We start from the raw sequence: 12,829 nt of genomic DNA on the forward strand, positions 1-12,829 counted from the left end.
CAAGGTCAAGCCGCGGCGCGGCCCGGATTCGGCGGGTGCCGCCGGCCCGGCCGGTCAGGGCCGGTAGCGGTAGCCCATGCCCGGCTCGGTGATCAGGTGTCGGGGGCGGGCGGGGTCGTCCTCGAGCTTGCGCCGCAGCTGGGCCATGTACTGGCGCAGGTAGTTCGTCTCGTGCTGGTATTCCGGGCCCCACACGTCGTGCAGGAGCTGCCGCTGGCTGATCAGCTTGCCGGGGTGGCGCAGCAGCTTGTCGAGCATCGCCCACTGGGTGGGGGTGAGCCGCACCTCGACGCCGTCGTCGCGGGTGACGGTGCGGTCGGCGAGGTTGACCGTGTGCCGACCCACCCGGGCGGTTGCCGTCGGGGCGGTGCCGTCGGCCGGTGCCGCGGCCAGCCGGCGGGTGACCGCGCGGATGCGGGCGAGTAGTTCGTCGACGCCGAAGGGCTTGGTGACGTAGTCGTCGGCGCCGGCGTCGAGGGCGGCCACCTTGTCCTCGCTGCCAGCCCGGCCGGAGAGCACGATGATCGGCACGGTGGTCCACCCGCGCAGGCCCCGGATGACGTCGACGCCGTCGATGTCGGGCAGGCCCAGGTCGAGCACCACCAGGTCCGGCGGATGGCTGGCCGCGGCCTTGAGGGCCGCCGCGCCGGTGTCGGCGACCTGGACGTCGTAGCCGCGGGCGCGCAGGTTGATCCGCAGCGCGCGCAGGATCTGCGGTTCGTCGTCGACGACCAGGATGCGGATCATTCCGGCGGACCTTCCGCGCTCGTCGGTGCGGCAGCGGGCAGGCGAAGCACCAAGGTGAGGCCGCCACCGGGGGTGGTCTCGGGAGCGATGCTGCCACCCATCGCCTCGGCCAGGCCGCGGGACAGCGCCAGTCCGAGACCGACGCCGGTGGTGTTGTCCCGGTCGCCGAGCCGCTGGAACGGCAGGAAGACGTGCTCCCACTGGTCCTCGGGGATGCCGGGACCGGTGTCGATGACACGCAGCTCGACCTGCCCGGCGTGCGCGCTGGCGGTGATGGTGGGCGGCCGGTCGGGTGGGCTGTGGCGCAGCGCGTTGGCGACGATGTTGACCAGGACCCGCTCCACCAGGCCGGGGTCGGCGTGGGCGGCGGGCAGGTCGGGCGGGATGTCGGTGGTGACGTCGGCGGCGGGCGGCCCCAGCTCGTCCAGGGCGCGGGGCACGACGTCCTCCATGCCGACGGGCACGGCGGTGACGCCGAGCGCGCCGGCCTGGAGCCGGCTCATGTCGAGCAGGTTCGCCACGAGGCGGCCGAGCCGGTCGAGGGACTCGTCGGCGGTGGCCAGCAGTTCGGCCTGGTCCTCGGGATCGAAGTCGATGTCGGGGCTGCGCAGGCTGGACACCGCGGCCTTGGCGGAGGCCAGCGGCGTACGCAGGTCATGGCTGACCGCGGCGAGCAGCGCGGTGCGCATCCGGTCGGCCTCGGCCAGGGGCCGGGCGGTGGCCGCCTCCTCGGCGAGGCGTTCCTGGCGCAGCGCGAGCGCGGCCTGGGCGGCGAACGCCTCGACCACCCGCCGGTCGGCCGCCTCCAGCCGCCGCCCGGACAGCACGACGGTGAGCCGGTCGTCCACCGGTACGGCGGTCTCGCCCGCGCTGGGGCTGCCGGGTGGCGCGTCGCCGACGCTGGCCACCACCCGCCACGCGCTCTCCTCGCGGGCGCGGGCGGGGCGGCCCTCGGCCCCGGCGGTCAGCTCGAGCACGCTGACCGCGCGCAGCCCGAAGGTCTCCCGGAGCCGGTCCAGCAGCGCGGGCAGCGGCCGTTCCCCGCGGAGCACGCCGCCGGCCACCGTGGCGAGGGTCTGCGCGTCGGCGGACGCCCGCGCCGCCTCGCGAGTGCGCCGGGCGGCCACGTCGACCACCCAGCTCACCGCGACGGCCACGCCGACGAAGACACCGAGGGCGAGCAGGTTGTCCGCCTCGGCGATGGTCAGCGTGTGGTACGGCGGGGTGAAGAACCAGTTGAGCAGCAGGGAGCCGCCGAGCGCGGCGACCAGCGCGGGCCACCGGCCACCGACCAGCGCCACCCCGACCACGCCGGCGAGGAAGAGCAGGATGTCGTTGGTCAGCGTGAGGTCCGGCAGCGCCTGCAGCAGCGACGTGAGCAGCGGCAGGCCCAGCCCGGCGAGCGCGAACCCGAGCAGCCGCCGCCGGCGTGACAGCGCCGCCGGCACCCCGGTTGTCCGCCGGCCCCGGCCCGCCTCGGGATGGGTGACCAGGTGTACGTCGATGGCGCCGGACAGCGCGGTGGTGGTGACCCCGACGCCGCGGGCGAACAGCTGGGCGAAGCGCCCCCGGCGGCTGGCGCCCAGCACGAGTTGGGTGGCGTTCACGCCGCGGGCGAACTCCAGCAGCGCGGCCGGGATGTCGGTGCCGAGGACCTGGTGGTAGGTGCCGCCGAGGCTCTCGGTGAGGACCCGCTGGCGGGCGAGCTGGGCGGGGTCGGCGCCGGCCAGTCCGTCGCTGCGGGCCACGTGCACGGCCAGCAGGTCGGCGCCCTTGCTGCGGGCGGCGATCCGGGCCGCGCGGCGGATGAGGGTTTCCCCCTCGGAGCCGCCGGTGAGCGCCACCACGACGCGTTCCCGGGCCTCCCAGGTGGCGGAGATGCCCTGCTGGGCCCGGTACCGGTCGAGCTGCTCGTCGACCTTGTCGGCCAGCCAGAGCAGCGCCAGCTCGCGCAGCGCGGTGAGGTTGCCGACCCGGAAGTAGTTGCCCAGCGCCGCGTCGATCTTGTCCGGCCGGTAGATGTTGCCGTGCGCCATCCGCCGGCGCAGCGCCTCCGGGGTCATGTCGACCAGTTCCACCTGCTCGGCGGCGCGGACGATCTCGTCGGGCACGGTCTCCCGCTGGGTGGTGCCGGTGATCCGGGCGACGACGTCGTTGATCGACTCCAGGTGCTGGACGTTGACCGTCGACAGCACGCTGATGCCCGCGTCGAGGAGTTCCTGGACGTCCCGCCAGCGCTTGTCGTGCCGCGAGCCGGGCACGTTGGTGTGCGCCAGTTCGTCGACCACCACCACCTCGGGTCGGCGGGCGAGCACCGCGTCGAGGTCCATCTCGGTGAACTCGGCGCCCCGGTAGGTGATCGTGCGACGGGGCACCTGCTCCAGGTCGCCGATCATGGCCGCGGTGTGCGGGCGGCCGTGCGTCTCGACCAGTCCGATGACCACGTCCGTGCCGCGTTCGGCGCGGCGCTGGGCCTCCTCCAGCATGGCGTAGGTCTTGCCCACGCCGGGGGCGGCCCCCAGGTAGATGCGCAGTTCTCCGCGGGACACGCAGCCGATCCTTCCTGGTCGGGGGGCCGCTGGCGAGGCGGTCCGGCACAGCGCTCCGCCCGGCGGACGACCCGCTCGCCGGGCCGGGCCGGTCGGGGGCCGCCCGGCCCGGGCGCGGTGTCAGCGGGCGGGGAACCGCTCGTCGAGGGCGAGGTTGAGGGCCAGCACGTTGACCGCCGGTGCGCCCAGGAAGCCCAGCGACCGGCCCGCGGTGTGCTGATCGACCAGGCGACGGACCGCCGCCGGGTCCGCGCCCCGCTCCCGCGCCACCCGGGCCACCTGGATCTCGGCGTACGCCGGGCTGATGTGCGGGTCGAGGCCGCTGCCGCTGGCGGTGACCGCGTCGGCGGGTACCGCCGGCTCGGCGGGGGCGTCGCCGCGGATCGGGGTGACGATCCCGCCGGCGGCCAGGTAGTCGACGCCCGGCTCCGCCGGCTCCACCGGCACGCCCTGGTAGGTGGCCAGGAACGGCGGAGCCGGGGCGGCCTGGTTGACGCTGACCACCCGGGTGATCGGGCCGGTGAGCCCGTCGGCGCGGAACACCGCGAGCACCGCGCCGACCCCGTCCGCCGTGCAGTACGGGCGCCGCCCGTCGACGCCGTCGAGGTCAGCGACGGCCTTGCTGCGCGCGCAGACCTGGGTGAGCAGGCTCGGCGTCGACTGCTCCGGGTCGGTGGCGATGGTGTCGACCACGCTCTCCGGGCCGAGGTTGCTGGCGGCGGTGGCGGTGGGGTCGTAGCCGTCCCCGGCGACCGAGGGACGGGACTGGAAGTAGCGCGGGACGGGGTTGCCGTCGGCGTCGGTGAACGCCTGGCCGATCAGCGCGCTGCCGACGGGCGTCCCCCCGGCGCGGACGAGTGACCCGTCGGCGCGGTCGGCCAGGCCGGGGAGCCGGCCGACGGCGACCAGGGCGAGCGGGTAGGCCAGGCCGAGCAGCACGGTGAAGACCAGCAGCGCGCGCAGGGCGGCGAGGTGGTGGGCGAGCCAGGTGGGTAGGCGCATCACGAGATCCCCGGAATGAACTGGATGAGCAGGTCGATGAGCTTGATGCCGAGGAACGGCACGACGACGCCGCCGAGGCCGTAGATCAGCAGGTTGCGGCTGAGCAGCGCCGACGCGGCGGCCGGCCGGTACCGCACGCCCCGCAGGGCGAGCGGGATCAACGCCACGATGACCAGCGCGTTGAAGATGACCGCGGCGAGGATCGCCGACTCGGGGCTGGCCAGCCGCATGATGTTCAGCGTGTCCAGGCTCGGGTAGAGGCCGGCGAACATGGCCGGGATGATCGCGAAGTACTTCGCGATGTCGTTGGCGATGCTGAACGTGGTCAACGCGCCCCGGGTGATCAGCAACTGCTTGCCGATCTCCACGATCTCGATGAGTTTGGTGGGGTCGGAGTCGAGGTCGACCATGTTGCCGGCCTCCTTCGCGGCCGACGTGCCGGTGTTCATGGCCACCCCGACGTCGGCCTGGGCGAGTGCCGGCGCGTCGTTGGTGCCGTCGCCGGTCATGGCCACCAGCCGGCCGCCCTCCTGCTCCTTCCGGATGAGGGCGAGCTTGTCCTCCGGGGTGGCCTCGGCGAGGAAGTCGTCCACGCCGGCCTCGTCCGCGATGGCCTTCGCGGTACGCGGGTTGTCGCCGGTGATCATCACGGTGCGAATGCCCATCCGGCGCATCTCGTCGAACCGCTCCCGCATCCCGGCCTTCACCACGTCCTTGAGGTGGATCACCCCCAGCGCGCGCGCCGGCTGACCCGCGACGTGCTCGGCCACCACGAGCGGCGTGCCGCCGGTGCCGCTGATCGCGTCCACGATCTCCCCGACCTGGGCGGTGGGATGCCCGCCGTTGTCGCGTACCCACGTCATCACCGCCGCCGCGGCACCCTTGCGGACCCGGCGGGCCGGGCCGGCATCGGCGCTGAGGTCGACGCCGCTCATCCGGGTCTGCGCGGTGAACGGCACGAACGTGGCGTGCGGGATCAGGCCGGGCTCCCGCTCGCGCAGGCCGAACCCGTTCTTGGCCAGCACGACCACCGAGCGGCCCTCCGGCGTCTCGTCGGCGAGGCTGGACAACTGCGCGGCGTCGGCCACCTCGGCGGCGGTGACCGCCTCGACGGGCAGGAACTCGGCGGCCTGCCGGTTGCCCAGGGTGATCGTGCCGGTCTTGTCGAGCAGCAGCGTGTTGACGTCGCCCGCCGCCTCGACCGCGCGGCCGCTCATCGCCAGGACGTTGCGCTGCACGAGACGGTCCATGCCGGCGATGCCGATCGCCGAGAGCAGCGCCCCGATGGTGGTGGGGATCAGGCAGACCAGGAGCGAGACCAGCACCACCCCGGTGACCCCGGCGTCGGTGATCGCCCCGGAGTCCGGCGCGGCGGCCTGGTAACCCTTCGCGAAGATCGCCAGCGGCTGCAGGGAGACCACCGCGAGCAGGAAGATGATCGTGAGCGCGGCGAGCAGGATGTTCAGCGCGATCTCGTTCGGGGTCTTCTGCCGATTGGCCCCCTCGACCAGGGCGATCATGCGGTCGATGAAGCTCTCGCCCGGCTTCTGCGTGATCTTCACGATGATCCGGTCGGAGAGGACCCGGGTGCCGCCGGTGACCGCGCTGCGGTCGCCGCCGGACTCCCGGATCACCGGGGCGGACTCGCCGGTGATGGCCGACTCGTCGACGCTGGCGATGCCCTCCACCACGTCGCCGTCGCCGGGGATGATGTTCCCGGCCTCGACCAGCACGATGTCGCCCTGGGTGAGCTGCGGCGCCGGGACGGCCTCGTCCCGGTAGGTGTTCGCGGCGGCCCCCGGCGTCCAGCCGACCAGCCGGGTGGCGACGGTGTCCCTCTTCGCCTGCCGCAGGGTGGCCGCCTGTGCCTTGCCCCGGCCCTCGGCGACCGCCTCGGCGAGGTTGGCGAAGAGCACGGTCAGCCAGAGCCAGATCGCGATCACGATGGCGAACACCGACGGGTCGGCGCCGGCGAGGACGGTGGTGAAGGCGGCGCCGATCTCGACGATCAGCATCACCGGGTTGCGCCAGAGGGTGCGCGGGTCGAGCTTGCGCAGGGCGTCGGGCAGGGAGCGGCACAGCTGCGCGGGGTCGAGCAGGCCACCGCCGGCCCGGTTGCCCCGGGTGGCCGGGGTGCCGGCGGTCGCCGCGTCGGCGGTGCCGTGCGGTGCCGGCGTGGACGGGGTCATGTCCTTCTCTCTCATGGTGGTCACAGCCCTTCGGCCAGCGGGCCGAGCGCGAGGGCGGGCAGGAAGGTCAGCGCGACCAGGACCACCGTGACGCCGACGACCATGCCGACGAAGAGCGGCCGGTGGGTCGGCAGGGTGCCCTCGGACGCGGGGGCGGGCGCCTGGCGGGCCAGCGAGCCGGCCAGGGCGAGGACGAAGATGATCGGGAGGAACCGGCCGAGCAGCATGCACAGCCCCAGCGCGGTGTCCCACCAGGTGGTGTTGACGGTGATGCCGGCGAAGGCGGAGCCGTTGTTGTTGCTCGCCGAGGTGAACGCGTAGAGCACCTCGGACAGGCCGTGCGGCCCGACGTTGAGCGCGGTGGCGTGGTGACCGGTCGCGAAGGCCGCCGCCGTGCCGGTCAGCACCAGCGCCGGGGTGACCAGGAAGTACAGCGAGGCGAACCGGATCTCGCGGGACCCGATCTTCTTGCCCAGGTACTCCGGGGTACGGCCGACCATCAGACCGGCCACGAAGACCGTGATCACCGCCAGGATCAGCAGGCCGTAGAGGCCGGAGCCGACGCCGCCGGGCGCGACCTCGCCGAGCATCATGTTGACCATGGTCATCAGGCCGCCGAGCGAGGTGAACGAGTCGTGGAACGAGTTCACCGCGCCGGTGGAGGTGAGCGTCGTGGCGGCGGCGAAGGTGGCGGAGTTCGCCACGTCGAACCGCACCTCCTTGCCCTCCATCGCCGCGCCGACCGCCTGCGGCACCGTGCCGTGCCCGGCCAGCTCGAAGGCGTTGGTGAGGGCGACGCTGGCCAGCGCCAGGACGGCCATCACGGCGGTGATCGCGTGGCCCTGCCGGTTCTGGCCGACCATCCGGCCGAAGACCCGGGGCAGGCTGAACGGGATCAGCAGGATCAGGAAGATCTCGCTCCAGTTCGTCCAGGTGGTCGGGTTCTCGAACGGGTGGGCGCTGTTGACGTTGTAGAACCCGCCGCCGTTGGTACCCAGCTCCTTGATGACCTCCTGGCTGGCCACCGGCCCGCCGGTGATCGTCTGGGTGCCGCCGGTCAGGGTGCTCACGTCGGTGCCGCCCGACAGGTTCTGCACTGCACCGCCGATCATCAGGGCCAGCCCGCCCAGCACCGCGACCGGCAGCAGGATCCGCAGGACGATGCGGGTCAGGTCGACCCAGAAGTTGCCCAGCTCGCCGGCGCGGCTGCGGGCGAAGCCGCGGACCAGTGCCACCGCCACCGCGATGCCGACGGCGGCGGAGACGAAGTTCTGCACCGCGAGACCGGCCATCTGCACCAGGTGGCCCAGGGTCGACTCACCGGAGTACGACTGCCAGTTGGTGTTGGTCACGAACGACACCGCGGTGTTCCACGCGCCGTGCGGCGGCACCGCGGGCAAGCCCAGCGACAGCCACAGGTGCTGCTGCACCCGCTGGAAGGCGTAGAGGAACAGGATCGAGACGGCGGAGACGGCCAGCACGCCGCGGGCGTACACGCCCCAGGACTGCTCGGCGGCCGGGTTGACCCCGACCAGGCGGTAGACGCCCCGCTCCAGCCGGGAGTGCCGGGTGCCGGACAACGCGCGGAACAGGTGGTCGCCGAACGGCTTGTGGACCGCGATCAGGGCCCCGATCAGCGACAGGACGAAGATGACGCCGGCTGTCGTCGTGGTCATCAGAAGCGCTCCGGGAACAGCAGGGCGACGACCAGGAACACACCCAGGCCGACCGCCAGCACCAGGCCCACCGCGTTGACCGCGCTCACCGCTTCTCCACCGCCCGCACCACCAGGGCGAGCACTGCGAACAGCGCCACCGTCAAGGCCACGAACACCACGTCAGACACGGCTGACTCCCCCTACCGGAACTGAGTTCGTCACGACCGCCAGTCGGTCGCGCCGGGCAATCAAAGCCCCTCAGATACCGGCCGGACAGGGCCGTTGACGCAGCCATGACGCCGGCCGCCGGATTCTTGACGCCCTTTTAACGCCGGGCCGTTGAGCACGTGAAACGGGTCACCGGCGGTGCGGGGTGAGCGGCACGGCAGGGCGTCGGCCGGGGTGGATGCGTACCGGTGGTTCCGCCGGCGGCAGCGGGCCGGCGGGGTGCGGGTCGAGCCGGCCGGGTGGGGTGCAGGGGGTGGGACGGGTGCGCTAAGCCTGGGCGTCGAGGTCGCGCACGGCGTAGCGGAGGTGCTCCCACTCCTCGTCGAAGATCACGTGGAGGCAGTGCCGGACCGGTTCCTCGTGCTCGGGCCACCAGGCGGTGGGCCGAGGCTCGGCGAGCAGCTCCGGTGTGGCGCTGCTGAGGAAGTCCCGCACCATGGCCTGTCGCTCGGCCCGCAGCTCGAGCACCTCGGCGAAGCTCGGCTGCGCGGTGGCGAAGACGGACATGTCAAAGCCGTCCGTCTCGTACTCGGCGTGCGGCTGCCCGAGCGGATGGAAGGGCTGCGGCCGGCGCAGGATCGCCTTGCCGAGCCAGGCGTCGGTGGCGAACGCGAGGTGGCGCAGGGTCTGCGCGAACGACCACTCGCCGTCGACCGAGACGTCGACGGCGCTCTCGGGCATGGCCTCCGCCCGCTCGACCACGGCCGCCCAGGCGTGTTCGAGGCTCGCCCACGCCGTGCGCAGTCCATCGGGATCCTCGGCGTGCCGCAGCTCCCGCCCCGGAAACCGTCGGTTGAGTTCGGCCTCGACGAGCGGTACGACGTCGACGGAGTTGACCAGCAGCGGGCCGTCCGTCAGCCAGGGCGCGTCGATGTCGAGCCCGCGCACGTCGACGCCGCGCATCACCGCGCCGGCCAGCGTCGATCTGCGGAAGCGCGCGCCCTGCAGGTCCCGGTCCACGAAGGTCGTGCTGTCGCCCTGGGCCACGGCGCTCTCCCTTCCGTTGGCGATCGCGTCCGTCGGCGATCGAGGCGATGCTAGCTGGCGGGTCCGACTGAAAACGCGACGCGCCGGGTCCGGGGCCCGCCGGTGACGATCGCGGCCGGGGGAGAGTCAGCCGGGTCGGGTGGTGTCATCCCTCCATTGTGGAGTCGTTGGTCTCGACCCGGGCGATGAGCAGCTTGAGCCGCCCGATCTCGTCGGCCAGCGCGGTCCTGCCGGCGGGGGTGAGCGTGACCCAGGTCCGGCCGCGCCGGCCGGCGTACCCCTTCTCGATCTCGATGAGGCCGGCGGACTCCAGCACGCCCAGGTGCTGGGAGAGGTTGCCGGCGGTCAGCTCCAGCTGGGTCCGCAGGTAGCCGAACTCGACCCGGCGGGCCTCGTGCGTGATGGTGAGGACGCCGAGCCGGACCCGCTGGTGCACCACGTCGTCGAGGCCGGTGACCGGGTGGGCGGACGAGGCGTCCGGGTCCGGGCTCGCGGCCCCGCCGGTCACCGCCGCCACCGGCGGGCCACCCGGAAGCCGGCCGCGCCCAGCAGCAGCACGGCGCCGTTGACGACCTGCGGCACCAGGGACTCCGCCAGGTATCCCCCCGGGGCATGCCAGCCGAGGCCGATCGGCGCCAGCACCACCGCGAGGTAGCCGAGGGTGAACACCAGCAGCGCGACATGGCGCTCCAGCCAGGCCAGCACCAGCAGCGCGACGCCGATGGTGCCCGCCGGTTCGAGCAGCCGGTGCAGCAGGAGCACCCAGTAGGGGAACGGCTCCGTCATCGGCGGGCGACTGAGCAGGTCCTGGCGGCTCACCAGCCACACGACCGTGCTCAGGACGGCCAACGCGACGCCGGTGAGCGCGTACGGCAGCACCCGGGTGCCCAGCCCTCGCGCCCGGGCGACCCGCACGGCGTACCCGGCGATCGCCAGGTAGGCCAGCAGCAGCGCGGGCGGCCAGTAGAGCTCCGGGCCCAGGTGCCGCCCGACCTGGCACATGGAGCCGCCCGCCACGCTGGGGTCGCTGATCCACGCGCTCGGGGACCCGCAGTCGGCGTCGAGCGAATACCAGGCGATCGGGATCGCGGCGAACGTCACCACGGCGAGCACCAGCAGCGCGACCGAGGTCACCCGCTGGTCCAGACGCACCCGGTGGGCGAGCGCGCGTACGTCGGACAGCAGCCGGCGGGGGTCGTCGCCGGCGGGTACCGAATCGGTGGTCATGCCAATAGGTTTCCATAACAAACCTGTTTCCGCTAGTGGCTCGGGCGGCCGCCGCACGGTGGGTCCACAGCGAGCGCAGTCGCGCGGGTCCCGGCTCGGCGCGACCCCGGCTCGTGCGCCGACCGCCGGCGCCGGCGGCGTCGGCCGGGGGAGCTTGATCGCCCCAACTGGCTGTGCCCGTTCCTCGACAGCCAACTGGGGCAATCTACGATCCCCTGGTGAGCCTCGGCCTGGACCTGCACCTCGACCTCTCGCCCGTCCGGCCCGGGCGGTCGTTGGAGGCGGCGCTGCGCGCCGCCATCCTCGACGGCCGGCTCACCCCGGACACCCGGTTGCCCGCGGCCCGGACGCTCGCCACCGACCTCGGCATCAGCCGCAACACGGTGGCCGACGTGTACGCGCAGCTCGCCGCCGAGGGCTGGCTGGAATCGAGGGTCGGCGCCGGAACCTGGGTCTCCGGCCAGACGCCGTCGTACGTCCAGGCGGGGCTGCGCCAGCGGACGGTCCGGCGGCGCTGGGTCGACCTGCGGGGCGGGATACCGGACACCGCCGGGTTCGCCCGCCGGGAGTGGGCGTCCGCGGCACGCCAGGCGACCCTGGACGTCACCACCGCCGAACTCGGCTACCCCGACCCGGCCGGCACCACGCGGCTGCGCGGCGCGCTGACGTCGTACCTGGCCCGCACCCGTGGCGTCGCGGTCGAGCGGGAACGGGTCATGGTCGGCCAGGGCTTCGGGGAGCTGCTCGTGCTGCTGTGCCGGGCCCTGCGCCAGCGCGGCGCGACCCGGATCGCCGTGGAGGAGTACGGCCACGACACCCACCGGCGGTTGATCGCCTCGACCGGCATGACGCCCGTACCGCTGCCGGTCGACGAGGACGGCGCCGACGTGCAACTCCTGGCGCGGCTGGACGTGTCGGCGGTGCTGCTCACGCCCGCTCACCAGTTCCCGGTCGGCGTGCCGCTGGCCGCCGACCGGCGCCGCTGGCTCGTCGGCTGGGCGGAGCGGCACGACGCCCTCGTCATCGAGGACGACTACGACGGCGAGTTCCGCTACGACCGGCGGGCGATCGGGGCGCTCCAGTCCCTGGCGCCCGAACGGGTCGCGTACCTGGGCACCGCCAGCAAGGCGGTGGCGCCGGCCGTCGGCCTGGCGTGGGGAGTGCTGCCCACCTGGCTGCTGCCCGACGTGCTGGAGCAGCGGGCGCTCTCCGGCGGGCAGCCGGCGGCGCTGCACCAACTGGCGCTCGCCAGGTTCGTCGAGGCACACGACTACGACCGCACCGTGCGCCGGCTGCGCGCCACCTACCGGTCGCGTCGCCGACGCCTGGAGGAGGTCGTCGCGGACCGGCTTCCCGGTTGCGAGGTGACCGGCCTCGCCGCCGGCCTCCAATGCCTGCTCACCCTGCCGGCCGGGACCACCGAGGAGGTGGTGGAGCAGGAAGCCGCCGCGCGCGGGCTGCGGTTGGAGGGTCTGAGCTCCTTCCACTTCGGACCGGCCCGCCAGCCGGCGGGGCCGGCCCTGGTGATCGGGTACGGCGGCCCGACCCCGGGACAGTACGAGACCGCGCTCGAACTGCTCGTGGCGAGCATCCGGGGGAGTGCCCGACGGCGCGCGGATTGACCCAGCAGGCAGCCGCCAGATTGCCCCAGGGAACTGGTGCGATCGAGTTCTAGCGTCCTCGGCATGACAGCGACCGAGTACGTCCCGATCCCCGCGCGTCTCGACTTCGACGCCCTCGTACCCGCCTTCGCCCGCGTCGTGAACGACCTGGACGAGGCCGCCACGGCCGAGCTGGACCAGGCCGGCATCGACCCGGCGCTGCGCGAGCTGGTGCGGCTGCGCGCCTCCCAGCTCAACGGCTGCGCCTACTGCGTCGACATGCACGCCCGCGCCGCCCGCCGGGCCGGCGTCACGCCGCAACGCGTGGACGCCGTCGCCATCTGGTCCGACTCCAACCTGTTCACCGCCGCCGAGCGCGCCGCCCTCCACTTCGCCGAGGACGTCACCCTGCTGGCCAGCACGAAGGTGCCGGCGTCGACCGTCGAAGCCCTCGCCAAGGCGTACGGCGAGGAGGGCGCCGCGGCGCTTCTCACCCTCGTCATCGCGATCAACACGTGGAACACGATCGGCGTGACCACCCGCTGCTGGCCGACCGCCATCCGCCGGCACGACTGAGGCCGGTGTCCAGGTCCCGGGCCGCCCACGGCGGGCCGAGACGACGACCCGCGGCATCGGAGATCC

General features: G+C 73.6%; 11 protein-coding genes. 2 read left to right on the forward strand and 9 right to left on the reverse strand.

Annotated elements, in window-relative coordinates:
- Positions 1-54: 54 nt before the first annotated feature.
- The 9 genes from AB0I11_RS22835 to AB0I11_RS22875 form a co-directional block, all read right to left on the reverse strand.
- Positions 55-747, reverse strand: coding sequence for a response regulator (locus AB0I11_RS22835; RefSeq protein WP_357323881.1), 693 nt, complete (start codon positions 745-747; stop codon positions 55-57).
- Positions 744-3,296, reverse strand: a complete 2,553-nt coding sequence (locus tag AB0I11_RS22840) for a DUF4118 domain-containing protein (protein ID WP_357323885.1) — start codon at positions 3,294-3,296, stop codon at positions 744-746. Before AB0I11_RS22840 ends, AB0I11_RS22835 begins: the two co-directional genes overlap by 4 nt.
- Positions 3,297-3,416: 120 nt before the next feature.
- On the reverse strand, positions 3,417-4,298 hold the full coding sequence (locus AB0I11_RS22845; RefSeq protein WP_357323889.1) for a potassium-transporting ATPase subunit C: 882 nt from the start codon (positions 4,296-4,298) through the stop codon (positions 3,417-3,419).
- Positions 4,298-6,487: a potassium-transporting ATPase subunit KdpB gene (gene kdpB, locus AB0I11_RS22850; RefSeq protein ID WP_357323995.1), complete on the reverse strand. Its 2,190-nt coding sequence runs from the start codon at positions 6,485-6,487 to the stop codon at positions 4,298-4,300. The genes AB0I11_RS22845 and kdpB overlap by 1 nt, the downstream gene beginning before the upstream one ends.
- 20 nt (positions 6,488-6,507) lie before the next feature.
- Entirely contained in the window at positions 6,508-8,163 is a 1,656-nt protein-coding gene (gene kdpA / locus AB0I11_RS22855; RefSeq protein WP_357323894.1) for a potassium-transporting ATPase subunit KdpA, read from the reverse strand.
- Complete coding sequence (gene kdpF, locus AB0I11_RS22860; RefSeq protein ID WP_357323899.1) at positions 8,163-8,252, reverse strand: K(+)-transporting ATPase subunit F; 90 nt, start codon at positions 8,250-8,252, stop codon at positions 8,163-8,165. Before kdpF ends, kdpA begins: the two co-directional genes overlap by 1 nt.
- 387 nt (positions 8,253-8,639) lie before the next feature.
- On the reverse strand, positions 8,640-9,359 hold the full coding sequence (locus AB0I11_RS22865) for a DinB family protein (protein ID WP_357323904.1): 720 nt from the start codon (positions 9,357-9,359) through the stop codon (positions 8,640-8,642).
- Between the two features lie 145 nt (positions 9,360-9,504).
- Positions 9,505-9,867 carry a transcriptional regulator gene (locus tag AB0I11_RS22870; protein ID WP_357323998.1) on the reverse strand — a complete coding sequence of 121 codons (363 nt, stop codon included), beginning with the start codon at positions 9,865-9,867 and terminating at the stop codon, positions 9,505-9,507.
- Positions 9,864-10,586 carry a hypothetical protein gene (locus AB0I11_RS22875; RefSeq protein WP_357323908.1) on the reverse strand — a complete coding sequence of 241 codons (723 nt, stop codon included), beginning with the start codon at positions 10,584-10,586 and terminating at the stop codon, positions 9,864-9,866. The genes AB0I11_RS22870 and AB0I11_RS22875 overlap by 4 nt, the downstream gene beginning before the upstream one ends.
- Before the next feature lie 218 nt (positions 10,587-10,804).
- Here AB0I11_RS22875 and AB0I11_RS22880 point away from each other — a divergent pair, with 218 nt between their 5' ends.
- Together AB0I11_RS22880 and AB0I11_RS22885 are read left to right on the forward strand one after the other, a co-directional pair.
- Positions 10,805-12,208 carry a PLP-dependent aminotransferase family protein gene (locus tag AB0I11_RS22880; protein WP_357323911.1) on the forward strand — a complete coding sequence of 468 codons (1,404 nt, stop codon included), beginning with the start codon at positions 10,805-10,807 and terminating at the stop codon, positions 12,206-12,208.
- 63 nt (positions 12,209-12,271) lie between these two features.
- The gene (locus AB0I11_RS22885; protein ID WP_357323914.1) at positions 12,272-12,763 is read left to right on the forward strand and encodes a carboxymuconolactone decarboxylase family protein; all 492 of its coding nucleotides are present in this window, start codon (positions 12,272-12,274) and stop codon (positions 12,761-12,763) included.
- Positions 12,764-12,829 lie beyond the last annotated feature (66 nt).

It is taken from the genome of Micromonospora sp. NPDC050495, assembly GCF_040655175.1.
GTDB lineage: Bacteria > Actinomycetota > Actinomycetes > Mycobacteriales > Micromonosporaceae > Micromonospora.